The sequence below is a fragment of the Halomonas hibernica genome (genome assembly GCF_013183775.1).
Taxonomy (GTDB): Bacteria; Pseudomonadota; Gammaproteobacteria; order Pseudomonadales; family Halomonadaceae; genus Vreelandella; species Vreelandella citrativorans.
This window is the reverse complement of record NZ_VIFN01000003.1, coordinates 75,505-102,403: the sequence shown is the minus strand read 5'-3', so window position 1 is coordinate 102,403 and position 26,899 is coordinate 75,505. Positions and strand designations below refer to the sequence as shown.

The window sequence follows — 26,899 nt, the reverse complement described above, 5'->3', positions numbered from 1 at the left end:
GGCGATTAGTTACGGATCAGGTAATCAAACGCGCCAAGTGAGGCTTTTGCGCCTTCGCCCATGGCAATAATAATCTGCTTGTAAGGCACCGTGGTAACATCACCCGCGGCAAATACGCCGGGTACCGAGGTCATGCCGTGAGAGTCGACGATGATCTCCCCGCGCGGCGTCATTTCGATGGGCGAGTCTTTCAGCCACTCGGTATTTGGCACCAGGCCAATCTGGACAAAGATGCCTTCCAGCGCGATGTTTTTAGTCTCATCGGTGTTGCGGTCTTTGTAGGTCAGGCCATTAACGCGGCTGCCGTCACCGGTTACTTCGGTGGTTTGAGCATTTAAGATAATGTCCACGTTGGGCAGGCTCTTAAGTTTTTTCTGCAGTACCGCATCGGCACGCATTTCACCCATAAATTCGAAAAGGGTGACGTGAGCAACGATGCCCGCCAAGTCAATGGCAGCTTCAACGCCAGAGTTGCCGCCGCCAATAACCGCGACGCGCTTGCCTTTAAATAGCGGGCCGTCGCAGTGCGGGCAGTAAGCAACGCCTTTGTTGCGGTATTGCTGCTCGCCGGGGACATTCATTTCGCGCCAACGGGCGCCGGTCGCCAGAACCAGTGTTTTGCTCTTGAGTTTTGCACCTGACTCAAAGGTCACTTCGTGCAAGCCACCTTCGGCCTCAGCGGCTTTAAAGGCAGTTGCCGTTTGCAAGTTCATTACATCAACGTCGTAATCCTTGACGTGCTCTTCAAGCGCGCTAACAAGCTTGGGACCTTCTGTATGAGTGACCGAAATAAAGTTTTCGATACTCATGGTATCCGATACCTGGCCACCAAAACGCTCAGCCGCAACACCGGTACTAATGCCTTTGCGTGCAGAATAAATGGCAGCCGCAGCACCCGCGGGGCCACCGCCGATCACCAGCGTATCGAATGCGGCTTTGGTGCTTAGCTTTTTGGCTTCGCGGTCGGCGGCGCCCGTGTCCACTTTGGCCAGAATTTGCTCAAGGGTCATGCGGCCCTGATCGAACGGCTTACCGTTTAGATAAATACTGGGCACTGACATAATTTCACGCTCTTCAACTTCGTCCTGGAAGAGCGCCCCATCAATCGCCACATGGCGGACGTTGGGGTTAAAGATCGCCATCAGGTTTAACGCCTGAACCACATCGGGGCAGTTCTGGCAGGACAGCGAGTAGTAGGTCTCAAAGAGCATGTCGCCTTCGAGCGCTTTAATCTGATTAAGCACCTCGTCAGAGGTTTTCGGTGGGTGTCCGCCTACTTGCAGCAGTGCCAGAACCAGCGATGTAAACTCGTGGCCCATGGGGATACCGGCAAATACAACACCCGTCTCTTCACCTGTGCGGTTGATCGCAAAAGAGGGTGTGCGGCTATCCTGACCATCCGTTTTCAGGGTGATCATGTCACTCAGCCCGTTGATATCTTCCAACAAGCCGTGAAGTTCACGTGACTTGTCACCGTCATCAAGGGACGCAACGATCTCGAACGGTTGAGTCACTTTTTCCAAGTAAGCTTTCAACTGATTTTTTAAATTAGCGTCCAACATGACAGTGAATTCCTCGTAATCTGTAAAAGGTGTTCTCAACCCTTAGCCACATTTAGCCCGCGCTTGTGATAATCACAGCGAAGATCGGTATAAAAGGGAGAACAAATAGCGCGATGTAAAGAGAACACCCGGGTGAAAAAAGCCCGGGTGTTAGGCTGCCATCTGGTTAAGCCGTTATCGTAAGCGGCGCTTCAAGAGCGGTTAAGATAACGAAGATGGCAGCACTCGCCGTTTAGATTTTGCCAACGAGGTCTAAAGAGGGCGCGAGTGTTTCTTCGCCTTCTTTCCATTTGGCCGGGCATACTTCGTTGGGGTTTTCACGAACATACTGGGCAGCTTTAACTTTGCGCAGTAGCTCTTCGGCATTACGGCCGATGTTGCCCGCATTGATTTCAACGATCTGAACTTTACCGTCGGGATCGATAACAAACGTGCCGCGTTCTGCAAGGCCTGCTTCTTCAATCAGGACTTCAAAATTACGCGAGATTTGCAGCGTGGGATCGGCCAGCATTGGGTACTGAAGCTTGCCGATCGTTTCGGAGCTATCGTGCCATGCTTTATGGGTGAAGTGGGTATCGGTTGAAACGCTGTAAATTTCAACGCCCAGCTTTTTGAAGGCTTCGTAGTTGTCGGCTAGGTCGCCAAGCTCCGTTGGGCAAACAAACGTAAAGTCAGCCGGATAAAAGAAGAAGACGGACCATTTTCCCTTCAGGTCAGCGTCGGTGACATCGATAAATTCGCCATCTAGATAGGCGGTAGCTTTAAACGGTTTTACTTCAGTGTTGATCAAGGACATCCAGATTATCTCCGTGTCTTGTGAATGAAGGTGAAAATGTTGAGGACTATAGTAGGGGTATTTTCCTGATAGCTAAAATTGAAAAACACCATTTAGCGTATAGTCTTTTACTATTATGCAGCAGCCTATCTACGCTCCGCAGACCTTGAAGTGGGGGCAGGCCCACTATAATGCAAGAATCTTTCACATTGACTTGCGATAGAGACCGCTGCGACGCAAAATTCGCACGTTCAGTAGAAAAGCCTATGCTAACGGCGAGTGGCTGATGGCTGGCGTTAATCTAGATGGTACTGTTTTGAAGAGCTGTTTTTGAATAACCGTTGCTGAATAACTGTTTTTGGATAATGAGGAGCACGAAATGGGGAACATTCACAAACTTTCCGGGGCCGTTGCGGCCGTTTCTTTAGCCGCAGCGGCGACAGTCGCCCATGCCGATGAGGTACGGGTATATAACTGGTCAGATTATATAGCACCGGAAACGCTTGAAAAATTCACCGAGCGTACCGGCATTGATGTTACCTACGATGTTTATGATAGTAATGAGACGCTTGACGCTGCCTTGCTGGCAGGCCGTTCGGGGTATGACGTAGTGGTGCCTTCTACGCACTTCTTTACGCGTCAACGCCAAGCGGGCGTTTATCAAGCGCTTGATAAAGAGCAGTTACCTAACCTGGAAAATCTCAATACCGAGTTGATGGAAAATTTAGACGCGATTGACCCTGATGGCGACTACTCAGTGCCTTACATGTGGGGCACTAACGGTATTGGCTACAATGTTGAGCGCGTGAAAGAAATCCTGGGCGATGATGCGCCGGTAGATAGTTGGGCAATGCTATTTGACCCTGAAATTACCTCCGCGTTAAAAAAGGCGGGTTGCGGTATTTCAATGCTGGATACGGGTGAGGAAATGCTGCCCGCGGCCATGGCTTACCTGGGCCTGAGCCCGCTAAGCGAAAACGCGGAAGACTTTGAAGCCGCCGGTGAAGTGATTAGCGCCGTGCGCGATGATATTACCTATTTCCACTCTTCACGCTACGTATCTGACTTGGCCAATGGCGATATTTGTGTGGCAGGCGGATATTCAGGCGATGTATTCCAGGCTGCTGAGCGTGCCGAGGAAGCAGGGCGTGATTTTGACATTGGCTATAGCATTCCTAAAGAAGGCGCCGCCTTGTGGTTTGATGTTATGGCGGTCCCGGCGGACGCGCCCAATGCTGAAAACGCCCATGCCTTTATTAACTTTATCCTGGACCCGGAAATTGCCGCAGAAATTACCGATTACGTCAGCTACGCCAACCCCAATGCGGCGGCCGATGCTTACCTTCCGGAAGAAATTCTGAATGACCCGGCGATCTATCCCGAAGCCGAGGTTATGCAAAACCTGTATGTGGCGCTTGACATGCCACAGCCGGTACAACGTATCCGTACGCGTGTGTGGAACCGTGTAAAGTCTGGCCGTTAAGCTAACCTCATCCGGCAGCGAGCCAGGCCTTTTGCCTGTCTCGCTGTTCATCTTTTAATGCCCGGTTTTCCGGGCCTTTTGATGGGAGTGGCGAATGGTCACTACGCCCCTGTCGGACGGAAATTCGGCGAGCGAACCCTCGGCAAACGAACCTTCAGTGAACGAAACGGCAGCGTCTCCCTTGGCGGTACAGCGCCCACAAGGCAAGACACCGCGGTTTGCAGAAGACATCGTGCTAGAAGTTAAAGGCTTATGTAAGCGCTTTGACGAGGCCTTGGCGGTAGATAATGTAAATTTACAGGTGAAGCGTGGTGAGATTTTTGCGCTTTTAGGCGGGTCGGGTTCGGGGAAGTCGACGCTGTTGCGTATGCTTGCCGGGTTTGAAACTCCCACGGACGGGCATATTTTGCTGGGCGGTCAAGACATTACTGCGGTCCCGCCCTACAAGCGCCCGATTAACATGATGTTTCAATCCTATGCGCTATTTCCGCACATGACGGTGGCGCAAAATATTGCCTTTGGGCTAAAACAGGACAAGCTTGCCAAGGCTGAAGTAGATGCGCGCGTGGCGCAAATGCTGAAACTGGTGCATATGGAACGCTTTGCCAAGCGTAAGCCGCATCAGCTTTCCGGTGGCCAGCGTCAACGGGTGGCGCTGGCGCGCTCCCTCGCCAAACGGCCAAAACTGTTGCTGCTTGATGAGCCCATGGGCGCGCTGGATAAAAAGTTGCGTACTGAAATGCAGTTGGAAGTGGTCGAGATTATTGAGCAGGTAGGCGTGACCTGCATTATGGTGACCCACGATCAGGAAGAGGCCATGACCATGGCGGATCGTGTCGCCATTATGGCCGATGGCTGGATTGAGCAGGTCGGCTCGCCGGTCGATGTGTATGAAAGCCCAGCCAGCCGTATGGTGGCGGAATTTGTCGGTACGGTGAACCTGTTTGAAGGCGAGATTGTGGAAGATGCCGCTGACCACTGCCAAATCGTATCGCCTGAGCTTGAACGCCCCATTTATATCGACCACGGCATTACAACTCAAGCGGTTGATCGGCGGGTATGGGCAGCGCTGCGCCCGGAAAAAATCTGGCTAACGCGTGAGAAACCCTCGTCTGACTACAACTGGGCAGAGGGTAAGGTCCACGATATCGCCTACCTGGGTGGTTTTTCGCTTTACTACGTACGCACCGCCTCGGGTCAGTTGATTAAGGTCAGCATGGCGAATACCGAACGGCGAGGTGACCGGCCAACTTGGGAAGACAGTGTGTATGTCTACTGGGAAGACCACAGTGCCATCGTGTTGAACCGCTAATGGCCCTTTCTGGCTACTTGGGAGATTGCTTGCGATGATGCCATCTCAACTCACCGTCCTGTTCAAACGCTTACAGTTAGGGCGTCGGGCGGTGATTGCCTTGCCGCTTGTATGGCTACTGCTGTTTTTTTTGCTGCCCTTTGGCCTGGTACTGAAGATCAGTTTGTCAGAAGGAGTTGTGGCGATCCCTCCTTATGGGCCGCTGCTTGAGTATACCAACCAGACCCTGCATATCTTTTTAAACGTGGGCAACTATCTGTTTTTGCTCTCCGATTCGCTGTATGCAGCCGCCTATTGGGGATCTGTGAAAACGGCGTTTATCTCAACCGTGGCCTGTTTGTTGATCGGCTACCCGATGGCGTACGCCATGGCCCGTGCTCCGGCACGTTGGCAGCTTCTATTGTTGTTGCTGGTGATGTTGCCCTCCTGGACCTCGTTTTTGATTCGAGTATATGCCTGGATGGGAATTTTAAGTAACAGCGGCCTTATCAATAATCTACTGATAGGGTTGGGTCTGATCGATACGCCTTTACGAATGATGAACACGCAGTTTGCCGTGGTGATAGGTATTGTCTATGCCTATCTTCCCTTTATGGTGTTGCCGCTTTATGCCCATCTAACCCGGCTGGATAATTCACTACTGGAGGCCGCTTCGGACCTTGGGTCACGTAAACTCAATACTTTTATCAAGGTAACGCTGCCCCTTTCGATGGGGGGAATTATTGCGGGGTCAATGTTGGTATTTATCCCGGCCGTGGGCGAGTTTGTTATTCCCGAGCTATTGGGCGGTCCGGATACGCTGATGATTGGTAAGGTACTTTGGGAGGAGTTTTTCCTTAATCGCGATTGGCCCGTTGCCTCGGCGCTGGCAATGGTGATGTTACTGCTGCTGTTAATACCGATTGTTTGGTTTCACCGTTACCAGTCTCGGGGGCTTGAAGAATGAGCGTAGTACGACGGCGGCCGCATTTTTCAACCGTGATGCTGATACTCGGCCTGGTGTTCCTCTATCTGCCGATGGCGGTGTTGGTGGTGTACTCCTTCAACTCTTCCAGGCTCGTTACCGTGTGGGCGGGCTTTTCAACCCAGTGGTACGGGGCGCTGTTCCAGGACCAACAAATTCTCTCGGCAGTATGGACGAGTCTAAAAATCGCGTTTTTTGCCGCGAGCATGGCGGTATGTTTGGGAACGGTCGCGGCGTTTGTAATGACGCGATTTGGACGCTTCCGTGGAAAAACGGCGCTTTCCAGCATGGTAACGGCACCCCTTGTCATGCCCGAGGTCATTACCGGGCTGTCGTTGCTACTGCTATTTGTTCAAATGGCACAGCTGACAGGCTGGCCCGCCGACCGTGGTGTAGGCACTATCTGGATTGCGCATACTACCTTTTGCAGCGCTTACGTTGCCATTGTAGTGGCGGCACGGCTGCGCGAGTTGGATAGCTCGATAGAAGAGGCGGCAATGGATTTAGGTTCACCACCGCTTAAAACATTCTTTTTTATCACGCTGCCCATTATTGCCCCTGCGCTAGCGGCGGGCTGGCTGCTTGCCTTCACTCTGTCGTTGGATGACCTGGTCATCGCAAGCTTTGTGTCTGGTCCTGGCGCCAATACGCTGCCCATGGTGGTGTTTTCATCCGTACGCATGGGCGTATCGCCTAAAATTAACGCGCTGGCGACGCTGATTATTTTGACGGTATCGCTGGTGACGTTTTTGGCGTGGTACCTGATGCGTCGTAGCGAAGCCAAGCGGCAAATAAATTAGCAATAAGGAGGCGTCAGGCTAGAAAACGTCATCGTCTCGGCCGGTTAACACGGCTTCAAGTTCGCCGGTCATGGGCGAGATGATGATTTCAAGCTGAATAGGCGCACAGCATTGATGGCAATCTTCCCACGTGGCGTGGCTGCCTTGAGATGTATCGATGACAAACGTCAGAGGCGCATCGCAATAGGGGCAGTTAAAATCGTGGTTTACCAGGGCATCATCGTGCATAAGCAGCTACCTTTAAAAGTTTGGAGCTTGGCGGCAGTGTAGCAGTCTGCGCGAAGCCGGGCATGGCGGTGATGAATCAGGTAGGATATACGCGGTTTTCCACGGACTGTTTTTCAACGTGCTAAAGAGAGAAACGATGATGTTACGAAACATGGTAGTAGCGGCCACTTTGGCCTTCCCGATGGTCGCCTTGGCGGAAACACCGAATGTTACCCCAGGCGAGTGGGAGTTCGTCAGCGTGACCAGCATCAGTGGCGACATGGATATTCCGGATCAAACGGAAACCGAGCGTCAATGTATTACTCAGGATGACCTTGAAGGCGCCGAGTTTGGGTTTATCGAAGAAGAAGATGGCTGCGAGCTTCTCAATCAGGAAATGAGTGCTGACGGTCTCTCTTACAGCATGGTATGTCGCGCAGAGGGTGGTGAAGCCAATATTGATGGCGATATGAGCTTTATGGGCGAGCAAATCAGCGGCAGCGTTGATATTCTCACTCAGTCGCCAATGGGCGAGCTGACCATGAATACCGCTATTGAAGGTCAGCGTGTAGGTGAGTGTGAATAATCACTTGCGTTGATGCCTGGAAAGGGCGCCTCTTTTTGAAGAGGCGCCCTTTTTTTGACCGATAGCCTTTCTTTACCTCTAGAAAGAAAAGCAGCAATACGTCGCTAACCGGCGGAGTCGGAAATTTCCTCTTCCAGACGCCGTTTAACCGCACCGGGGGAGCCGGTATGACGTGCCAAAAGGTCGTATGCAACCGGCACTACAAACAGCGTGAACAGTGTCGCCGCACCAACGCCTGCCATTATCACCGTGCCAATCACCAGGCGGGATTCAGCGCCTGGCCCGCTTGAAATAATCAGTGGTATGGCACCTGCCATGGTGGTGATTGCGGTCATCAAAATAGGTCGTAGCCGGGTGACGGAGGCTTCAATGAGCGCTGTACGAAAGGCTTTGCCCTCATCGCGTAGCTGGTTGGCAAACTCGACGATTAAAATACCATTTTTAGCAGCCAGACCAATCAATAGTACCAGGCCAACCTGACTATAAATGTTAAGCGACTGCCCGCTTAGCAAAAGCGCCAATAGGGCGCCGCTCATCGCGAGCGGTACTGTCAACATAATGACAAAGGGGTGGATAAGGCTTTCAAACTGTGCGGCTAGCACTAGAAATACCACGATAGCGCCTAATATCAGCAGGAAGGTGGTCGCGCCACTTGCCTGCTGAAAATCACGTGAAGGGCCTGCCACGTTGGTTTGTGCTTCTTCGGGCAACAGCGTGTCGGCGGTAGCTTGTAGATATGTAAGCGCCTCCCCAAGCGGGTAGCCGTCAGCCAGGTTGGCCTCGATGGTAATGGCTCGAATACGGTCAAAGCGGTTTAACGTGCTGGCGCCAGCAACGTCGGTAAGCGTCACGAGGCTTGCGAGAGGGATCAGTTCACCAGAACGTGCCGAGCGTACCTGTATATTATCCAGGGCGCGGGGGCTGTTCTGCCGATCGCGATCACCTTCGATAATCACGTCGTACTCTTCGCCGTTATCCACGTAGCGGGTAACGTTGCGACCGCCTAACAGCACTTCAAGCGTACGGCCTATTTCGGTAATCGTTACGCCCAACGCTGCTGCCCGCTCATAGTTAATCTCGACACTGAGCTGTGGCTGGGTCTCGTTATAGTTGCTTTCAAGCGCCGTAATGCGTGGGTTATCCTCCCGCACATAGTCCATCAGCAGGGTGCGCCAGCGAGCGAGTTCTGCGTAATTACCGCCGCCAATCACAAACTGCACAGGCTTTTGTGTACGTTGACCAAAGCCCTGGCGCATAACGGGGAACGCCTGAACGCCGGGCAGCGGCCTTAGCAGCGCTCGCACGTCATCCATTACTTCCCATGCGCTGCGGCGGCTGCCCCAATCGGCCATATTGATGATGACAAAACCGCCGTTAAAATTCTCGATATTGCCAAAGCCGCGTGGCGCACGCACGACCACACGTTCAAGCTCACCCGTTTCTATCAGGGGAGCCAGTCGTGCTTCGATTTCATCCATGTAGTCCATCATGTAATCGAAGGTGGCGCCTTCAGGGCCATTCACCAATACGATAAAGTTGCCACGATCCTCTTGTGGGGTGTACTCATTGGGTAGCTCGGTAGTCAGCCATGCCGTCATGGCGATCAACAGCGCAAACACCCCGACAACTATCCAACTGCGTGCAAGCAGCCACTCAAGGATACGCTGGTAACGTCGCTGAGTAACACCCAGTAGCCACTGGACACCTTTACCCACGGCGCTGTCGTGCATGCCGGGTTTAAGAATCTTGGACGCCATCATGGGGGTTAGGGTAAGCGCCAGGAGTGTCGAGAAAACAACGGCTGCCGCCATCGTGAGGGCAAACTCGGAAAAGAGCCGACCAATGTCGCCCTGCAGCATGCTTAACGGAACAAATACCGCGACCAACACCAGCGTGGTGGCAATAACCGCAAACGCGATCTGGCGTGTTCCTCTAAAAGCGGCTACCAGCGGCGTTTCACCATAGTCGTGCATGCGGCGATTGATATTTTCCAGTACCACAATGGCATCATCAACAATCAAACCAATCGCCAACACCAGCGCCAGCAGAGTGAGCAAGTTGATTGAAAAGTTCATTACGGCAAGCGCGGTAAAAGCCCCAATGACCGCAATAGGAACGGTAACGGCAGGCACCAGCGTGGTCCGCAGGTTACCCAGGAATAAAAAGATCACCACGACGACCAGGCCCATGGCAATAAACAGGGTCATCACGACTTGTTTAATGGCACCGGAAACAAAGACCGAGGCATCATGGGTTAGGCCAAGCGTCATGCCCTCGGGGAGCGTCTCTTGAAGGCGCTCCAACTCATGCCGCACTGCACTTGAAAGCTCAATGACATTAGCGGTCGACTGCATAACGATGCCAAGCCCGACCATGGGAATACCATTGGCGCGAAATACGGAGCGATCTTCTACCGAGCCGACCTCTACCCGGGCAACGTCGTCCAGCCGTACTAGATAGCCATTATCATATTGATTTAGAGCCAGGCGTTTAAAGTCATCGGCGGTTGCAAAGCTGCGCGGGAGGCGAACGATAAACTGGCGATCTTGTGATTCAATGGAGCCAGCTGGTAGCTCAACGTTTTCGGCGCGCAGGGCATCTTCAATATCGCCGACGGTCAGGCCGCGAGCGGCAAGTGCATTGCGGTCCAGCCATACGCGCATGGCGTAATCCCGGCCACCGCCGATACGAACGCGGGCAACGCCCGGTTGCACAGACAGGCTGTCAACCAGAAAGCGGTTGGCGTAATCCGTAAGCTCGGTAATTGAGTAGTCGGCGCCCGAGAGGCTTAGCCATACCACGATCTCTTCGCTGCTATCGGCCTTGGTGACTTCCGGAGCGTCGGCATCGTCGGGCAGGTTACGCAAGGCACCCGAAATTCGGTCACGGATATCGTTCGCCGCCGCGTTGATATCCATTTCAATGCCAAACTCAATTTCAATGCGCGATCGGCCATCTTCGCTACGGGAAGTAATTAACTCAATGCCCTCGACGCCTGCAATTCGGTCTTCCAATACTTGGGTAATGCGCGTTTCGACGACATCGGCGGACGCGCCCGGATAGCGGGTATCAATACTGACGATGGGAGGATCCACGGTGGGATACTCTTGCAGAGGAAGCCGATTAAGCGCCAGCAAGCCAAAGGCAATGATCAGCGCGGCGATGACCATGGCAAGCACGGGTCGCTGTACGGAAATGTCCGATAGACGCATTATCGATCGGCCTCCAATAAGGCGCGAATACTCGTTTCATCGTCCACGATGCCCAGTAAACGTACTTCCAGCCCGTCTCTTGCCAGTTGCAAGCCGTGAACCACCACCAGGTCGCCAGCTTCAATGCCTTCAAGAATTTCTACCTGCCCATAGCGCCGTTCACCTATCACTACGCTGTGCCTTTCAAGGCGCGGGGTAGGACCACTTTGGTCAATCACCATGACATAGTGTTGGTCGCCACTGGGTTCGAGTGCCGCTTCGGGCAGCACGATGGCATCGCGTACGCGCTGTTGAACGACCACTTCCATCAACATACCCGGCCGAAGGCGCATATCGGGGTTTTCAAGCACGGCTCGCACGTTAACGCTTCGCGAGACAGGGTCAATGCGTGTATCGATACTGGCAATGTCGCCAGTAAAACTATCGTCGGGGTAGGCGGCTGTCGTAGCACTAAGCGGCAGCCCGATTGAAAGGCGGCTTAGAAAGCGTTCAGGAACGCTAAAATCAAGCTTCATCACATCCAGCTTGTCGAGCGTTACCAATTCCATGCCGGGCGTTACCAGTGTGCCGGTACTAAGGGTACGCAACCCCACGCGGCCGCTGAACGGCGCTTTGATTTGGTAGTTGGTAAGCCGCGCTTCGATAACCTGTGTATTGGCTTGCGCTTGGCGAAGCTGTGCTTGAAAGTCTTCGAGGTCCGCCCGAGCGGCCAGGTTGCGTTCCTGTAGCTGGATGGTACGACCAAGCGTGTTACTTCGTTCGTCACTGATGGCTTGAGCTGAGCGCAACTGGGCTTGCTCTTCGGCATCGTCCAGGCGAATCAGTACTTGCCCCTGTTCAACCTGGGCGCCATCCTCAAAATTGATCTCGGCCACAATATCGGTGACCGTCGCAGAAAGCGTAACGCTCTCATCGGCACGCAGGGTGCCCAAGGCTTCCAGTGGGTCAGACCACGTCATTATTTCTGCGCGGCTGCCAATCACAGAAGGTGCAGGCTGTGCTGCGGTTTGCCCTTGGGCGGGACTCGAGAGTAAAACAAAGAGCAAAACAAGCAAATACGGTCGGGCATACGCGGACATAGGTTTCTCGGTATCAGGCGTGGGGGTAATCCTGGTTAGCACTCTTATATGATGTCATGAAACGTGAAGAAACATTTTCTCTTGGTCTTGAACTGTTAAAATGCGAGTCTTCTCCCCCAAGAGCAATTCTCTATGGTTTATGATGTCGTGGTTATCGGCGCCGGTGCCGCAGGCCTAATGTGCGCTGCACAGGCTGGCTATGCAGGCCGACGCGTGCTGGTACTCGACCACGCCAACAAGGCAGGTAAGAAGATACTGATGTCCGGCGGTGGCCGCTGCAACTTTACCAATCTTGGCACCACACCTCAGCATTTTTACTCTGAAAATCCGTATTTTTGTATTTCCGCGCTTAAGCGCTATCGGCCGGAACACTTTGTAGAGCTGGTTGACCGGCATGGCGTCGAGTACGTGGAAAAAGCCCCTGGACAGCTATTCTGTGCAACGTCGGCTAAAGAGATTGTGCGAGTGCTATGGACAGAGTGCGAATGGGCGGGTGTAGAAATAGCGCTAAATACCCAGATCAATAAAGTCGCCAGGCAAGGCGACGCCATGCGCCTGATGACATCCATGGGGAGCATTGATGCTGGGATTGTAGTGGTGGCGAGCGGTGGTTTATCGATTCCCACGATGGGCGCCACCGGGTTTGGTTATGAGCTGGCACGCCAGTTTGGCCTGGACGTGTTACCTACTCGACCTGGGCTAGTGCCTTTTGCCCTGAGTGATTTCTGGAAGGAGCGCAGTGCTGCGCTTTCCGGACTCAGCTTGCCTGTCGCGGTGAGCTGTGCAGGGCGGCGGTTTGTTGAGCCGATGCTGTTCACGCACCGGGGCTTGTCGGGCCCCTCTATGCTACAGATATCCAGCGTATGGCAACCCGGCTCATCCATAGAAATTGATACATTGCCGGGCGAGGATGCCGCCGCGTCACTGCGTGAGGCGCGTCAAACAACGCCCAAACGTCAGCTATCCACCTGGTTGGGAGAGCGCTTTCCCAAACGCTTTGCTCAGGCACTTTTAGAGTGGTACCCAGACTCGAATCAGGCAGCGCCGCTTGCTCAATACAGTAACGATGAAGTAGATCAATGGGCCTATCGGCTTAACCAATGGCAGCTTAAACCAGCGGGCACTGAAGGGTGGCGTACGGCAGAGGTAACCATGGGCGGGGTCAATACAGACGCTATCTCATCGAAATCGTTTGAGGTGAAAGATGTGCCTCAACTGCGCTTTATAGGAGAAGTGCTGGATGTAACCGGTGAGCTTGGAGGGTATAACTTTCAGTGGGCGTGGGCGAGTGGGGTTGCTTGTGGGCAAGCTTGCTAGGCCGCATGTGCGGCCCGGCAATTAAGTAACAACGTTAGAAAGCAGCTTCAGTTTGCGAAAAAGCATATAGCCTGCAAGTGCTTTTCTACCGGCTGCCATTACTCCGCCCGGTCTGCGTACAAATTTGTAGGCGAGCAGACCGCCAGCGGCATAAAGCGGTAACTTGATGCTGCGCCACTTTTGATCAAGTGGGGAGGCCGAACGCTGTAGATAATCGCTGCATACCAGAATATCAATGCGCTGCTGCTCAAGCTGTGCAAGTAATGCTGCTTTGCGCTCAGCACGGCTTATACGCTTAGAGCGGTTGGGCGGCTTAACGCTCTTGTTGGTTTGCTTCATCGCTTTTCACCTCAAGCAGAGCACGATCAGCCGCTAGTTGTTTAAGCGTTTCTTTTAAAAACGTATGCCGTTTGGCCTGACGAATAGCAATGGCTGCCAATAATAAACTGGCTGCTATTAGGACACCCGCGCTGACACCAATCGCCAGCAGCCTGTAAGAGTCCCAAAAAACCACGATGACTAGCGCGGTAAGCGTTATTACACCTAGCAATAAAAGTAATAAGCTGGCGCCGGTCAAAAGAAACAGGGTGACTAAACGAGCGCGCTCTTCTTCGAGTTCTAAAACCGCCAAACGCAGTCGGGTTTCACTGTTAGCGACCAGTGACCTTACCAAGCGCTTGGCGGCAGAAAATACGCGTTGGGTTGGCCCCAAAGACATTAGCGGCGTCCGAGCAGCATACCTACTAATAGACCGACGGCTGCGCCGATACCGATGCTGGACCACGGGTTTTCGCGTACATAACGATCACAGCAGTCAACTTGATTTGAAAGCGTTTCACGGGTTTCATCATAAATTCGCTCGCCGCGAGCTTCCAGGCGTTCACGAGCGTTTTTAAGGCGGCTTTCTGCACGAGCACGAAGGTCGTGCATTTCGCTGCTGGCATCCTTGGACGTTGCGTTAACCAGTTCTTCTATGGTGTCGCTTAAGTGGCGCAGATCTTCTTTCCACTGGTCAGCGCGGTGCTCAGTATCGAATTGACGCTTAGCCATTTTGTCTTCCTTTGACGAATGAATGAATTAATCTATATCAGCATAGCAGCCGGCACATGATAGACAAGGCCATTTTTTACCGGTTCAAACCCGTCGCACTAAACAGGGGATTTAAACTAAAACCAATGCTTAGACGGTTAACACGATCATCGTAGTCAATCATGCTTTCACCATAGCCATAGTAATACTGGATGTGCCCGCGCAGGTTGCCAAACGTAGGCCAGCTGTAGTCAATTTGAGTGCCATAGTTACCTGCGCCCGGGTTGCCTCGAAATAACGCGCTGATTTCATGATTGTTATTGAGCCGCTTGGCAATATGGATATCGCCATAGCCCATATAACGTTCAATATCAGGATTATCATCATCACTGGCAGACTCTGGAACGCGCCAAAAAGGAGCGAGCGTAACTGCCCAGTCGCCACGTTGAAATGTGCTTTCCAGGTAGACGCGGTTCCAACTGCGCGAGAGAGGGTCTGAGCGGCCATTCGATTGGTGATTAAATGCAACGCGATTGCGTGTATTTACCCAGCCAAGCGCATCCCAAGCGTTATCGAAGTCGATAAACAGCTCGGGTTCGTAATTGGTTTCTCTAAACGGGGAGGAGGCATCGGTATTGTAAGCCTGCCACCAACTGCGCTGGGTATAGCCAAAATAGAGGTCCCCCACATCGCCGAAAACATCTTCTACCAGGTTGGCTTTAACGCTTAATTGGAACTTGATTTCGTAGCGATCCGCGCCTGAGTCAGTGGTAATTTCCCGAAAATTCTCAGCATTCGGTTTTGCGTTATAGCTGACAGGGAACAAATAGTTAAGGCGGTGTGTGGTGATCGAAAAGGGGTTGCGTGTTGATTCTTGCTCAAGCAGCCGGCGTTCGATGATATCTTCACGAGCAGCGACTTCGGGTGGTTGCTCTACCGTTACTTTTGAAGACGTGTCGCCAAGTGCTGTCTGGTTATTTAGTTGTTGTTGAAGCTGGTAGAGTTCACTATTGAGCTCACGAATACGCGCTTCAATTTCTTCCTGGGAGTCGGCTAAGGCAGAACTACTGTACGTTACTGTGCTTAGCAAGGCTATTACGCTTGCATACAGCAGTTTTCGGGTGACCATTTTTCGGGTGACCATTGAAGCGACTCGCAAATAATAAGGGGGAAGGATCAATTATCAGAGTCGTTTCTATACATGCCAAGAGAGTAAGTCAACCTCTTCGTTGCGCAGGTCAATGGAACCCCTGACAATGTCTGGTATTTAATTTTTACCACTATCATTTTTTTCTGAGGGTATATCAACCGTGGTTAGATGTATCTGTAATTATACCTTGAAGGTGCTATTGGCGCTTTATTTGATGACGGTGTGCGTTAGCGTTCAGGGCGCCTTTGACGTTGATCAAGTACCCTCACAAGAGACAATAGCAGCGCGCTTGGCAGCGCTCGATTCAGTAGACGGTGAGCTGACCGCGCAGCAGGTTAGCGAGCAGACCAATTTAAGGGCCGCGCTGGAAATTTACCAACGTTTGGATGCTAATGATGAACGTTTAAAGGTACTTAACCAGCGGGTTGGTGAGGCGCCTGAACAGTTGTACCAGTTAGAGCTTGCGCTGAGTGAGGTGGAAGAGAATTCTCGGCAGCTAACTGCCCAAACGTTCGCCGATATGCCGTTGGACGATTTAACGTCACAGCAGGCAGATGCTGTCCTTGAACTGCAGCAGCTGCAAGGGGAGTTGGCCGATGTAAACTCGCAGTTACTGGCCTCGATTACGTTACCCGAGCGAGCCCAGCAGGCAATCTCCAATGCCCTTCAACGTGCTGAAACGCTACGCCGCGAGTACGATGATCGCGAAGCGCTATTAACGGATAGCCAGCTCTCACTCTCAAAGGATGCGCAGCTCATACAGCTTGGCTTGGCACGTCTCTTGGCGGAACGAGATGCCGCTTATAACCAACAAGAGTTAAGTGTTAATAGCCGATTGCGTAAGCTCGCGCAACAACGGCGTGACCTCTTTTCGTTGCAAATTGATTACCAGGAAAAGCGTTTGGGTTTACTTGAGGATGCCATTGACCTTCAGCGTACCCTTGAGTCTGAGCAAGTGGCGGCCGAGGCCATCGTGGATAATTCACTTTTGGCTGAGGGCAACCCTGTCATACGTGATGCCCAGCAAGTTAATCAACGCATAAGCCAGGAACTGCTGCAGGCAACTGACCGCAGCAACACTATCTTGCGTGAAAATTTTGAGGCGCAGCGTGATCTGGACTATGTACTCCAATTGCAACGTAGTCTCAATGAACAGATCGATGCCATGCGTGGGAGTCATTTGTTATCACTTATTTTAAATGAGCAGCGCCAATCATTGCCTACGCCAGTTCCGCATCGACATTTGCAGGATGAAATTGCGGATCTTCGATTGAGACAGTTTGATTTAACCCGCCAGAGTGACCAGTTGCGCCACGGCAGACGGTTAGCCATTCAGCGCGTGGAGGAGGCAGGCCTTGAGGCAGCCCCAAGTGTGATCGACGCATTGAACCAGATTTATAGAGAGCGTCGTGAGCTGGTAGAGCAGTTGGAGCAATCCTACAGCAGCCTTTTAAGTTCTGCGATTGAGCTACAGCTGAATCAGAAGCAGCTGCTCACCACGACACGCGAGCTACGTACCACCATTTATGAGCAGTTATTTTGGGTCGCTAACAGTCAGCCTGTGGATATTAACTGGCTGCGCCAGTTGCCCAACAACATTCGCCTGGAGTGGCGAGAAGGCGAGTGGCGAGTCATTTTTTCAAACCACTGGCAGGCGCTTTCCTGGAAAATAGTGTTTGGGCTGCCATGGATGCTGCTTGGTCTGTTGCTCATCGGGTTACGCGCGCGGATAAAAGAGCGCTTGGCGACTATCCATTCTCAGATTGGTCGTTTAAAAAGCGATACTCAGTTACACACACCAAAAGCAGTGCTGTTAAACGCGCTATTGGCTATTCCGGGGCCGTTGATGCTAGCCGGTGTTGGAGTAGGGCTTCGCGAAACAGACGATGCATTAACCCACAGTATTGCGCCTGCGTTAATGCAACTCGCGTTAAGCTGGGGGGTGGTGGCGTGGGGGCGGCGTTTGCTCGCACCTGATGGCGTTGCCGAACGGCACTTTACCTGGCCTGCTCGTTATAACGCCCAGATTCGTAAGCTATTACGTTGGCTGGGGTTTGCGCTGGTTCCGGTGATAGCGATTGCGACAATATCGGGGCAGGTGCAAGCACCTCTAGCCTTGCGTCCTATTGCACTGGGCCTGATGGTCGCGGGGCTGTTAGCCATGAGCTGGTGGCTAACGAAGCTGATTTTGGCACATGTTCCTTTTTTTGGGCTTCGCTTATTCCGTTTGGTGTTGGGACTCGCCATGGCTGCCATCCCGCTCGTATTGGTGGGCTTGATCGTGTGGGGGTATGAATATACCGCACTGCGTTTGGCGGGACGGTTTGCTATCACGCTTTATTTATTGGGGCTGTGGGTGGTTGTTGAGGCGACGGTAGTGCGTAGTTTGGCTGTTGCCGCCAGACGCTTGGCTTACCGACGAGCACTTGCCCGACGTGCTCAAGCGCAGGAGGAAGCTGAAGGGGGGCTGGAGGTGGTGGAAGAGCCGCCGCTGGATATGGAGAAAATCAATACTCAGTCGCTACGCCTCTCCAAGCTGATTTTATTAATCGGCTTCAGCTTACTTTTATATCTTGTCTGGTCGGATCTTTTATCCGTGGTGGGATATCTGGATCACGTTTCCCTGTGGGATTCTGGCGATGAGGATTTGATTGGCAGTGAACTGTCTGTCACGGATGTTATTGCCGCGCTGCTGGTGGTCGCGGTCACCTTTATTATGGCGCGTAACCTGCCTGGCCTTTTAGAGGTAATGGTCTTGTCTCGCTTGGCACTAAAGCAGGGCAGTGCCTATGCCATCAGTTCGCTGCTCTCGTATGCGATTGTGGGTACGGGCATGCTGATTGCGTTGGCCACTCTGGGCGTTTCCTGGGACAAGTTACAGTGGCTGGTGGCGGCGCTCAGTGTGGGGCTGGGCTTTGGGTTACAGGAAATCTTTGCCAACTTCATTTCAGGTTTGATTATCCTGTTCGAGCGGCCTATCCGCATTGGGGATACGATTACGCTGGGTAACTTGCACGGGACCGTGAACCGCATAAGGATACGAGCAACAACCGTTACTGACTTCGATCGCAAAGAAATTATTATTCCCAATAAAACCTTTGTGACGGATCAGCTTATTAACTGGTCACTTTCAGATAACGTGACCAGGGTCGTGCTGACGTATGGCGTTGCGCATAACTCGGACTTGGCCAAAGTGCATCAGCTTTTACGCCAGGCGGCAGATGAAAACGAGCGGGTGTTGATTGACCCGGAGCCTCAGGTGTTCTGTTTGAGCTATGGCAACCATAGCTTCAATTTTGAGCTGCGCATTTTTGTTGATGACATCAAGGAGCGCTTGCCTGCGACGGATGAAATCAATTGTCGGGTAAATGAGCTGTTTCAAAAAGCAGGTGTTCGTGTGGCGTTTGAGCAGATGGATGTATGGCTGCACCGTGACCAAGGGGAGTCGGTCAAAGTGCAGTCAATTAATAAGTTACCGCCGTCTACGCACAGTTAGGCGTATGTCAGGGGGTAGGCTTAAGGGCATGAAGAAGAAACTCCCGATTACCGTCTCCTCCGGTAATCGGGCTCTCTTGCCAGTGCTGCACCGCTAACCCACAAGCGTCACAGGCCTTGCGAATCTTTTCTTCCACCGCGTGGTAGTCGGCCGTGCGTCGAACGATGCCCCGCTTATCCAGCGCTCCAGGGGTTAGTTCAAACTGAGGTTTAACCAGCGAAATTAGCTCTCCTCCTGTTGGCAGCAGTGCGGCGATCTCCGGCAAAATCAGCGTCTGAGAAATAAAGGAGACGTCCATCACTGCGGTATCAATAGGAGTCGCGGTAATCGCTTCTTGCAGTGCTACGGATGAACTCATGTGCCTGGCGTTAAGGCCTTCGAGGCACGTAACACGCGGGTTGGTACGTAGCGATTCCGCGAGCTGACTATGGCCAACTTCTACACCCACCACGTGGCGTGCGCCAAAGTGTAGCGCGCAGTCGGTAAAGCCCCCCGTGGACTGCCCTACATCCAAAATGACATGGTCATCCAGGCGCTTATTTAAAACCGTTAATACGCTTTCAAGTTTTAAACCGGCGCGAGAGACATAACGCTCCTCAGGGTCGTCGTCGACCAATAGCGGTGTATCCTCAGGCCACTTTTCAGAGGGTTTGGTAAGCACGCGCGAAGGCGCCTCTAAACGCACACGCCCATGGCGAATAAGCCGCTGGGCACGTGTACGCGAACTGGCTAACCCTTGGCTGACCAGTAGTTGATCGAGTCTTAACATTGATGACATGGTTAATTAAACGCGTGGCTATAACGGGTTAAGTGGCGAGTGAGACCCTTCAAGGGCCTGTAACTCGGTATCTGGCAAGCGAGAGACTCCCCAACTGCGATATAAAGACTGTTTGACGCTATCAAGCTCGTCATCCGTTACCTGCGGTGCTCACAATAGCGCCATTATGAGGCGTCACAATGACTCCTTGTCCCGGTGATCACGGGGATTATACATAGAAGTCGAGGTCTTCCTGTCGTTTTAGAAGGTCACGCAGGGTATGGGCATCATCGCCTTTAAAATAAATCAGCCCCCAGTGAGTGCCAAAGGCGGTGCGGATAACGGGTGCCCCAGGCGGCCTGCTTTATCGTGGGCCTCTTCTTTTGCATGACCGTTACTTCTGTAGGGCGAGAGTATTCCCGTTCACTCTCTTCACCCTACGCGACGCCCGCTATATCGGCCAATTAGTAGATCGTAAAGTGGGCAGTTAGCGTTTATTAACGCATTGAGTCAGGTCAGCTAAGGCTCTGCTGATAGGGTTATGGTACGCTAGGTCGGAAAATTTTATGTTCATAGGGCAAGAGGGATAGGCCAAAATGGCGGCCAAGCCGATTTATCGAGTAGTGGTTCACCAACAGGGTGAAATTTGGGATTTATACGTTCGAGAAATATTTCAAAGCGAACTCTGGGGCTTTATTGAAGTCGAGGAGTTTGTCTTTGACGACGCGTCACGGGTAGTTGTTGATCCTGCAACTGAAAAATTGCAGCGAACCTTCGAGGGTGTCAAACGTAGCTACCTGCCTCTTAATGCGATTGTGCGTATTGATGAGGTGGAGCGTGAAGGCCCTTTGAAGGCAGTAAAAAGCGATGCCCGCGTTGCTGAGTTTCCTCGTCCCTTCCCCCTACCACCACGTAGCGAAGGATAAGCGCTCAAGACAGGCGCGACGCTGTAAGCGCTGGTGGCCTCGTCCGCTATGCAGCGTTTTTTTTAATCAGGACATGACGTTATGCAAGCAGATAAATTTCGTTTCTCTTATATCGCGGCCGGTGTTTTATTAAGTGTGGCCAGCGCACAAGCAATGGCACAAACCGACGGTCAAGCGTGGGTGAGCGATGAGTTGAGCACTTACGTGCGCAGCGGGCCTACGGATGGATACCGCATTATTGGCACGTTAAATGCCGGTGAGCAGGTAGAGGTACTGGAAGAGAGCGGTGATTACACCCGGGTGCGTGGCCAAAGTGGCGACACTGTGTGGGTATTGACGAACGAAATCCAGGAAACGCCTAGTGCTCGCGAGCAGTTGCCGGTGCTCCAGGCCCGGGTCGATGAGCTCACCGCAGAGCTTGATGGTATTAACGATACCTGGGAGCAGCGCACCTCCTCGATGACAGAGACGCTTGAACTGCGCGAGCAGCGCATTGCTGACCTTGAAACGCGCAATAACGAGCTTGATAACGAGGCCGAGCAGTCGCGCCAGCAGGTACGCGCGCTTCAGGCTCGGCTGGATACCCAGGAAGAAGACCTGTTAATGCGCTACTTCATGTATGGCGGCGGTGTGGCGGGTGCCGGGCTGTTAGTGGGGCTTATCGTTCCGCACTTGCCGCGTCGGCGTAAAAAGCGTGATCGCTGGTTCTAGGTTCCGGGTTTTAAGCTTCAGGTTTTAAGTTCCAGGTTCTAAGCATCAGGACCCGTTTCTTAGGTTCTGGGTTCAAGGGTAAAAGGGCGTCTAATGAGCACTTCCTGGCGGCAGCGCTGGCAAGAAGGTCGGATTGGTTTTCATCTGTCTCAGCCGCATCCAGCGCTGCTTGAGTACTGGCCCACATTGGGCGTTGAGCAGGGCACTAAAGTGCTGGTGCCCTTGTGTGGTAAAAGCCTGGACATGCGCTGGCTGGCTGATGCGGGACATCCGGTGCTAGGCATTGAGTTGGCGCCTGAGGCAATAGCGCAATTCCTGGCCCAGCGCCAGACGCATGTATCGCGCTATACCCAAGCGGGGTTTGAAATATCACGTCAAGGTAGTGTGGAACTCTGGTGTGGGGATTTTTTTCATTTGCACATACGCCAAGCTGCCGAAGTAGGCGCGTTTTATGATCGTGCAGCACTGATTGCGTTACCGCCTGCCACGCGCGAGCGCTATGCATTCCACTTGGCCCAGCTGGTTCCGCCCGGAGCCGCTGGGCTGTTGGTGAGCATAACGCACGAGGATGACGGTGCGGGCCCGCCGTATAGCGTGCCTGAACAGGAAGTGGCTCAACTGTTCACACCCAACTTTCGCGTCACGCTGCTTGAGCAAGGAAGCCCCGATGAACGGGGCCGAACGGAGTCTGTCTGGTCATTAGAGCGACGCGGACCACACAAATAGCGCGTACCAGCGCGCTCAATGTATATCAGCGGGCGAGTAGCTGACCAAGCTCTGGGTCGTTGAAGGCCCGGTTAAGGCCGTCGCTGAGCAGGTCATTCAGCATACGTGTATTAGCGTCTTCACCCGGCCTAACGGCATAGCCTTGTGTGCGGCGCGAGGTGTAGGTGCCGGTATACGTGGTGCCTTTATTCTGGGCAATGGCCCGGAAAACACCCTCAATACGTGCCTCGTCTACCAAAGGCTGACCGCTATCGCCCCGCCCATACTGTAGGCTAACAAGCTCCAGGGTAAGGGTAGGTCGGCCTTGGGCCTGCTCGGTGGTGGGGGTAAAGCCCATATCGTGAACCGCGCGCTCGGCTTCTGCTTGCAGTTGGGGAATCAGTTCATGGCTGCTAACGGTAATCTGAGCCGTTGACATGCTGCCGCCAGCCCTTGTGCCAATAACCTCGCTTTCTCGAGCATCAACGGCGACGACCGTGACATGTTGGCCTGACCCGGTTTGCGGCACGTTCGTACTACGCTCCGGGCTAAGCTGAAGGTATTGAGGCCCTGAGCAGCCTGCTAACCAGAGGCCTGCCAACAGCACTCCTGAAAGACATAAAAACTGGCGCCGAAGCATATTTTATTCCCCGCAGTAACGGTTTGTTCCAAGAACTGGTTCTAATAACCTGTTTCAGATAATTTGTTTCAAAACGCTTGTTTCAAAGAGCTAGTTCACAGGGCTCTCTGAATAACTATGCCGCTGTTATGCGCAAAACGCCAGCAGGATAAAGGGTGGGCGCTGTTGGCTAGTTAAGCGGCTCGTGCCTGTTTTGCTGAGTCCGTTACCCCGTCTTTAAACCGGTGCCACTGGCGCGGGTGGGCATAAAGGCGTTGTCCGCGGCGCATCGCTAAACGTTCAAAATCCGCATGACGCACGGTCGCAAGCCAGGGCTTCTCCAGCCAGTCAGCTTCCAGCTCTACACGCACTTCGGCACCTACGGGGGAGATCGCCGTTATCACTACCGGTAGATGGCAGGTGTCGCTTGGCTGTTCTGCCAGGCGTACCTCGTGAGGGCGCAAAAGCAGTTCTTCGCTACCTTCGGGTAGGTCAACGTGCAAATAGGCATCGCCGCAGGTCAAAATGCCGTTACGAACGCTGCCTTCCAAGTGGTTGACGTCACCCAAAAACTCGAAGACAAAGCGATTTTTTGGCGAATGATAGAGTGTGTCCGGAGCATCAATTTGCTCAATGCGCCCGTTGCTCATCACCACGACCCGGTCGGAAAGCTCCAGCGCTTCTTCCTGGTCATGGGTAACAAAAACGCTGGTAAAATTTAGCTCGCTGTGTAGGCGACGAAGCCAGCGGCGTAAGTCCTGGCGTACCTTGGCATCCAGCGCGCCAAACGGCTCATCAAGTAACAGTACGTCGGGTTTTACCGCTAACGCACGGGCGAGAGAAACACGCTGCTGTTGGCCGCCTGAAAGCTGGGCGGGGTAGCGCTTGGCCAGGTGTTCAAGCTGAACCATTTCAAGCAGGCGAAACACGCGTGCACGAATTTCACCGCTGGAAGGGCGCTCTTTTTTGGCCATCACCGTCAAGCCAAACGCGACGTTATCGTAAACGCTCATATGACGAAACAGCGCATAGTGCTGAAATACGAAGCCGATACGCCGGTCGCGCACATGTACATTTGTGACATCACGTTCGCCGAACATGATTCTGGCCGACTGGGTAGCGTGGTCAGCACTTTCAAGGCCAGCAATAATCCGCAAAAGCGTGGTCTTGCCCGACCCCGAGGGCCCCAGAAGGCCGACTAATTCGCCCTCATGGATATCCAGATTGACAGGTTCAAGGGCCTGCGTGTTGCCAAAGTGTTTTGCAATATTTTCTAAGCGAATGCTCATAAGAGCGCCTCCCGGCGCGATGCGCGCCATTCCAGGCTAGCCTTGGCCGCCAGGGTAAGCAGGGCAATCAGTGCTAACAGTGCCGCGCATGCAAATGCACCAACCGCATTGTAGTCCTGGTAAAGCTGTTCAAGGTGAAGAGGAAGTGTATTGGTTTGACCACGTATCGCGCCTGAGACTACCGATACTGCGCCAAATTCACCGACGGCGCGGGCGTTGGTTAAAATAATCCCGTAAAGCAGTGCCCAGCGGATATTCGGCAGTGTGACCCGCCAAAAGGTTACCCACCCTTTGGCTCCTAGCGTGGCGGCTGCCTCCTCCTCACGCGAGCCCTGCGCCTGCATCAGCGGAATCAGCTCGCGGGCAACGAAGGGGCAGGTAACAAACACGGTCACCATCAAAATTCCAGGCCAGGCAAACATCAGCTGAATATCATGGCCATCCAGCCAACTGCCGATCCACCCATTGCGGCCGTAAAGCAGCAGGTAAATAAGCCCGGCAACAACAGGGGAAACGGCAAAGGGGATATCAATCAAGGTTTGCAGAATGCGTCGACCTGGAAAGCTAAACCGCGTAACAAGCCACGCCAGGGCCACGCCAAACACCAGACAGATAGGAATGGTGAGCAGGGCGATGACCAGCGTTAGACCAATCGCATGCAGGGTAAAGTAATTGCTTACATTGACCCAGAAAGTCGCAACGCCCTGAGAAAAGGCCTGAGCGAAAATGGCGACAAGCGGCAGCAATAAAAACAGTGCCGAGAGGATTAACGCCGCGCCAATTAACAGGCGCTTGACGCCCGGTGCATCACCAATTCTACGCATTATCCCTTACCTCCATGCAGGCGGCGGACAAAACGGCCTTGCCAAATGTTGATGGCAAGCAGTAGCGCGAGCGAAACAAACAGCACCACGGAGGCCACTGCGGAGGCGCCTGCGTAGTCATACTCCTGCAGCTTGACGAAAATCATTAACGCGGTAATTTCCGTTTCGTAGGGCATATTGCCTGCGATAAAGATAATCGCGCCAAATTCGCCAAGCGAGCGCACAAATGCAAGGCCTGTTCCTGTAACCAAGGCGGGCCATAAGTGCGGCATGATCACCCGGCGAAAGGCCACCCAGTCGGTTGCGCCCAGTGACATGGCGGCTTCGTCAACCTCAGCGGGTAAGTCTTCCAGTACGGGCTGCACGGTGCGTACCACAAACGGGATACTGGTAAATGCCATGGCCAGCGCGATACCGACCCAGGTGTAGGCCACTTGAAGGCCCAAAGGCTCAAGCAGGCGCCCCATCCAGCCACTGCTGGCATAGAGAGTGGCCAGCGTAATGCCCGCCACCGCTGTGGGGAGAGCAAACGGCAGGTCCATTAAAGCATCCAGCAGTCGCTTGCCGGGAAACTCGTAGCGCACCAATACCCAAGCGAGTAGCAGACCGAAGACCGCATTAATTAATGCCGCCACCGCCGCTGCGCCCATGGTGACCATATAGCTTGCGACCACTCGGCCTTCGGTAATAATTGACCAGTATTGGGCAAGGCTTAGCTCGGCAAGCTGCCCGAAAAGCCCGGTGATAGGTAGTACCAGCACCAGCGAGATAAACAGCACGCTGATGCCCATTGAAAGGCCAAAACCCGGCAGCACTCGCGTGCTGCCGGTTAGTCGTAAAGCGCGTTGATTCATAATATTTTGATAACGACTGACGTCCTGTTAACGGCGCTGTAGTTGATCGAGCAGCGCGCCACCCTCGAAGTGCGTTTCCATTACTTCGTCCCAGCTACCAAATACGTCTTCTACGCTGAACAGCTCAGTTTCCGGGAAATGGTCGGAAAACTCTTCAACCACGGTTTCGTTATGTACGCGATAGTTAAAGTTCGCCAGCAGTCGCTGGGCATCTTCAGTGTAGAGATACTCAAGGTATCCTTGCGCTAAATCGGTATTGCCGTTGCGCTCAGCATTTTCAGTAACGACCGCGACGGGGAATTCGGCTAAAACGCTCATGGGAGGAACGACCACTTCGTAGTCGTCGCTGCCATACTCCTGGCGAATGTTATTCACTTCGGATTCAAAACTGATCAGCACATCACCGATACCGCGCTCTATAAAGCTGGTGGTCGCGCCGCGGCCACCAGTGTCAAAAACAGCCACATTGCCCAAGAACGTGCGCATAAAGTCTTGGATCTGCTCTTCATCACCGTCAAATTCCTTGTCGGCGAATCCCCATGCCGCTAAATAGGTGTAGCGTGCATTACCGGACGTTTTGGGGTTAGGAAAGACGACTTGAACATCTTCTTTTACCAGGTCATCCCAGTTTTCAATGCCTTTGGGATTGTCCTTGCGAACCAGAAAGGCCGTCGTGGAGTAGTAAGGCGATGCATTGTTATCCAACGCGCTCTGCCAATCCTCATTCGCCAAGCCAGCATCCGCTAGTACCTGAACGTCGGTTACCTGGTTAAATGTGACGACGTCTGCTCGCAGACCCTGCAGGATGGCACGCGCCTGAGCAGAAGAGCCGCCGTGGGACTGGTTAACGCTGATTTGTTCGTCATTCTGTTCTTGCCACCAAGCGATAAACTCAGGGTTGATCGCGCTAAATAGCTCGCGCCCGATATCGTAGGAGGAGTTAAGCATTTCGCGCTCTTGCGCCATGGCAGGGCTAGCGATGCTAGCGCCTAGTGTAATGGCAAGCAGGCTGCGACGGAAAAAGAGTGGCAGAGACATGGCAAGCTCCTTCTTAAAGCGGTAAACGATATGGATCGTAATTGGCATAAGATTAAACCTGACATTGTGGAATTACAATTGCGATTGTTATTCTTTTTGGAAATAACGGTGTGCCTGATTGATAAAGGGGGCAGACACATGGTTGGAAATGATTAACTGCAATGGGTAGCCAAAACCGCGCCGTTTTTTCAATTGCTCTGTTAA

General features: G+C 53.0%; 25 protein-coding genes. 10 read left to right on the top strand and 15 right to left on the bottom strand.

Going from position 1 to position 26,899, the window contains the following annotated elements; genetic code table 11:
• Nucleotides 1–5 precede the first annotated feature (5 nt).
• The gene (ahpF, locus tag FKN99_RS06490) at nucleotides 6–1,562 is read right to left on the bottom strand and encodes an alkyl hydroperoxide reductase subunit F (protein ID WP_172117119.1); all 1,557 of its coding nucleotides are present in this window, start codon (nucleotides 1,560–1,562) and stop codon (nucleotides 6–8) included.
• Nucleotides 1,563–1,794: 232 nt separating this feature from the next.
• The gene (gene ahpC / locus FKN99_RS06485; RefSeq protein ID WP_172117118.1) at nucleotides 1,795–2,358 is read right to left on the bottom strand and encodes an alkyl hydroperoxide reductase subunit C; all 564 of its coding nucleotides are present in this window, start codon (nucleotides 2,356–2,358) and stop codon (nucleotides 1,795–1,797) included.
• 358 nt (nucleotides 2,359–2,716) lie between these two features.
• Between ahpC and FKN99_RS06480 the strand changes: the two genes are divergently transcribed.
• From FKN99_RS06480 to FKN99_RS06465, 4 genes are all read left to right on the top strand, one after another.
• Nucleotides 2,717–3,820, top strand: coding sequence for a polyamine ABC transporter substrate-binding protein (locus FKN99_RS06480; RefSeq protein WP_172117117.1), 1,104 nt, complete (start codon nucleotides 2,717–2,719; stop codon nucleotides 3,818–3,820).
• 94 nt (nucleotides 3,821–3,914) lie between these two features.
• Complete coding sequence (potA, locus tag FKN99_RS06475) at nucleotides 3,915–5,132, top strand: polyamine ABC transporter ATP-binding protein (protein WP_172117116.1); 1,218 nt, start codon at nucleotides 3,915–3,917, stop codon at nucleotides 5,130–5,132.
• Nucleotides 5,133–5,166: 34 nt separating this feature from the next.
• Complete coding sequence (locus FKN99_RS06470) at nucleotides 5,167–6,078, top strand: ABC transporter permease subunit (RefSeq protein WP_172117115.1); 912 nt, start codon at nucleotides 5,167–5,169, stop codon at nucleotides 6,076–6,078.
• Entirely contained in the window at nucleotides 6,075–6,896 is an 822-nt protein-coding gene (locus FKN99_RS06465; RefSeq protein ID WP_172117114.1) for an ABC transporter permease subunit, read from the top strand. The genes FKN99_RS06470 and FKN99_RS06465 overlap by 4 nt, the downstream gene beginning before the upstream one ends.
• An 18-nt stretch (nucleotides 6,897–6,914) precedes the next feature.
• On the opposite strand, the gene FKN99_RS06460 is transcribed toward FKN99_RS06465, so the two are convergent.
• Nucleotides 6,915–7,124, bottom strand: a complete 210-nt coding sequence (locus tag FKN99_RS06460; RefSeq protein WP_087106752.1) for a CPXCG motif-containing cysteine-rich protein — start codon at nucleotides 7,122–7,124, stop codon at nucleotides 6,915–6,917.
• 136 nt (nucleotides 7,125–7,260) lie between these two features.
• Here FKN99_RS06460 and FKN99_RS06455 point away from each other — a divergent pair, with 136 nt between their 5' ends.
• On the top strand, nucleotides 7,261–7,689 hold the full coding sequence (locus tag FKN99_RS06455) for a DUF3617 domain-containing protein (protein ID WP_172117113.1): 429 nt from the start codon (nucleotides 7,261–7,263) through the stop codon (nucleotides 7,687–7,689).
• Between the two features lie 104 nt (nucleotides 7,690–7,793).
• On the opposite strand, the gene FKN99_RS06450 is transcribed toward FKN99_RS06455, so the two are convergent.
• A complete protein-coding gene (locus FKN99_RS06450; protein WP_172117112.1) occupies nucleotides 7,794–10,901 on the bottom strand; it encodes an efflux RND transporter permease subunit in 3,108 nt (1,035 codons plus the stop codon).
• The gene (locus FKN99_RS06445) at nucleotides 10,901–11,980 is read right to left on the bottom strand and encodes an efflux RND transporter periplasmic adaptor subunit (protein WP_172117111.1); all 1,080 of its coding nucleotides are present in this window, start codon (nucleotides 11,978–11,980) and stop codon (nucleotides 10,901–10,903) included. Before FKN99_RS06445 ends, FKN99_RS06450 begins: the two co-directional genes overlap by 1 nt.
• A 132-nt stretch (nucleotides 11,981–12,112) precedes the next feature.
• Here FKN99_RS06445 and FKN99_RS06440 point away from each other — a divergent pair, with 132 nt between their 5' ends.
• Complete coding sequence (locus tag FKN99_RS06440) at nucleotides 12,113–13,297, top strand: BaiN/RdsA family NAD(P)/FAD-dependent oxidoreductase (protein WP_172117110.1); 1,185 nt, start codon at nucleotides 12,113–12,115, stop codon at nucleotides 13,295–13,297.
• Nucleotides 13,298–13,318: 21 nt separating this feature from the next.
• Here FKN99_RS06440 and FKN99_RS06435 read toward each other — a convergent pair whose 3' ends face one another.
• The 4 genes from FKN99_RS06435 to FKN99_RS06420 form a co-directional block, all read right to left on the bottom strand.
• Nucleotides 13,319–13,636, bottom strand: a complete 318-nt coding sequence (locus tag FKN99_RS06435; protein WP_172117109.1) for a YqjK family protein — start codon at nucleotides 13,634–13,636, stop codon at nucleotides 13,319–13,321.
• Nucleotides 13,611–14,015 (bottom strand): phage holin family protein, encoded by a 405-nt coding sequence (locus FKN99_RS06430; RefSeq protein ID WP_172117108.1) that lies wholly within the window; start codon nucleotides 14,013–14,015, stop codon nucleotides 13,611–13,613. Before FKN99_RS06430 ends, FKN99_RS06435 begins: the two co-directional genes overlap by 26 nt.
• On the bottom strand, nucleotides 14,015–14,347 hold the full coding sequence (locus FKN99_RS06425; protein WP_172117107.1) for a DUF883 family protein: 333 nt from the start codon (nucleotides 14,345–14,347) through the stop codon (nucleotides 14,015–14,017). The genes FKN99_RS06430 and FKN99_RS06425 overlap by 1 nt, the downstream gene beginning before the upstream one ends.
• A 76-nt stretch (nucleotides 14,348–14,423) precedes the next feature.
• Entirely contained in the window at nucleotides 14,424–15,455 is a 1,032-nt protein-coding gene (locus tag FKN99_RS06420; protein WP_172117313.1) for a phospholipase A, read from the bottom strand.
• A 181-nt stretch (nucleotides 15,456–15,636) separates the two neighbouring features.
• Between FKN99_RS06420 and mscK the strand changes: the two genes are divergently transcribed.
• Nucleotides 15,637–18,972: a mechanosensitive channel MscK gene (gene mscK, locus FKN99_RS06415; protein ID WP_319941243.1), complete on the top strand. Its 3,336-nt coding sequence runs from the start codon at nucleotides 15,637–15,639 to the stop codon at nucleotides 18,970–18,972.
• A 7-nt stretch (nucleotides 18,973–18,979) separates the two neighbouring features.
• On the opposite strand, the gene FKN99_RS06410 is transcribed toward mscK, so the two are convergent.
• Nucleotides 18,980–19,741 (bottom strand): TlyA family RNA methyltransferase, encoded by a 762-nt coding sequence (locus FKN99_RS06410; RefSeq protein WP_172117311.1) that lies wholly within the window; start codon nucleotides 19,739–19,741, stop codon nucleotides 18,980–18,982.
• Nucleotides 19,742–20,325: 584 nt separating this feature from the next.
• Between FKN99_RS06410 and FKN99_RS06405 the strand changes: the two genes are divergently transcribed.
• The 3 genes from FKN99_RS06405 (at nucleotide 20,326) to FKN99_RS06395 (ending at nucleotide 22,092) form a co-directional block, all read left to right on the top strand.
• Nucleotides 20,326–20,655, top strand: coding sequence for a DUF1820 family protein (locus tag FKN99_RS06405; protein WP_018916745.1), 330 nt, complete (start codon nucleotides 20,326–20,328; stop codon nucleotides 20,653–20,655).
• Nucleotides 20,656–20,736: 81 nt separating this feature from the next.
• A complete protein-coding gene (locus FKN99_RS06400) occupies nucleotides 20,737–21,366 on the top strand; it encodes a TIGR04211 family SH3 domain-containing protein (protein WP_172117106.1) in 630 nt (209 codons plus the stop codon).
• Between the two features lie 93 nt (nucleotides 21,367–21,459).
• Entirely contained in the window at nucleotides 21,460–22,092 is a 633-nt protein-coding gene (locus tag FKN99_RS06395; protein WP_172117105.1) for a thiopurine S-methyltransferase, read from the top strand.
• A gap of 25 nt (nucleotides 22,093–22,117) precedes the next feature.
• On the opposite strand, the gene FKN99_RS06390 is transcribed toward FKN99_RS06395, so the two are convergent.
• From FKN99_RS06390 to cysP, 5 genes are all read right to left on the bottom strand, one after another.
• A complete protein-coding gene (locus tag FKN99_RS06390) occupies nucleotides 22,118–22,711 on the bottom strand; it encodes a YajG family lipoprotein (protein WP_172117104.1) in 594 nt (197 codons plus the stop codon).
• A gap of 173 nt (nucleotides 22,712–22,884) precedes the next feature.
• The gene (locus FKN99_RS06385) at nucleotides 22,885–23,979 is read right to left on the bottom strand and encodes a sulfate/molybdate ABC transporter ATP-binding protein (protein ID WP_172117103.1); all 1,095 of its coding nucleotides are present in this window, start codon (nucleotides 23,977–23,979) and stop codon (nucleotides 22,885–22,887) included.
• Complete coding sequence (cysW, locus tag FKN99_RS06380; RefSeq protein ID WP_172117102.1) at nucleotides 23,976–24,803, bottom strand: sulfate ABC transporter permease subunit CysW; 828 nt, start codon at nucleotides 24,801–24,803, stop codon at nucleotides 23,976–23,978. Before cysW ends, FKN99_RS06385 begins: the two co-directional genes overlap by 4 nt.
• Nucleotides 24,803–25,657: a sulfate ABC transporter permease subunit CysT gene (gene cysT, locus FKN99_RS06375; protein WP_087106725.1), complete on the bottom strand. Its 855-nt coding sequence runs from the start codon at nucleotides 25,655–25,657 to the stop codon at nucleotides 24,803–24,805. Before cysT ends, cysW begins: the two co-directional genes overlap by 1 nt.
• 27 nt (nucleotides 25,658–25,684) lie before the next feature.
• Complete coding sequence (gene cysP, locus FKN99_RS06370; protein ID WP_172117101.1) at nucleotides 25,685–26,695, bottom strand: thiosulfate ABC transporter substrate-binding protein CysP; 1,011 nt, start codon at nucleotides 26,693–26,695, stop codon at nucleotides 25,685–25,687.
• Nucleotides 26,696–26,899 lie beyond the last annotated feature (204 nt).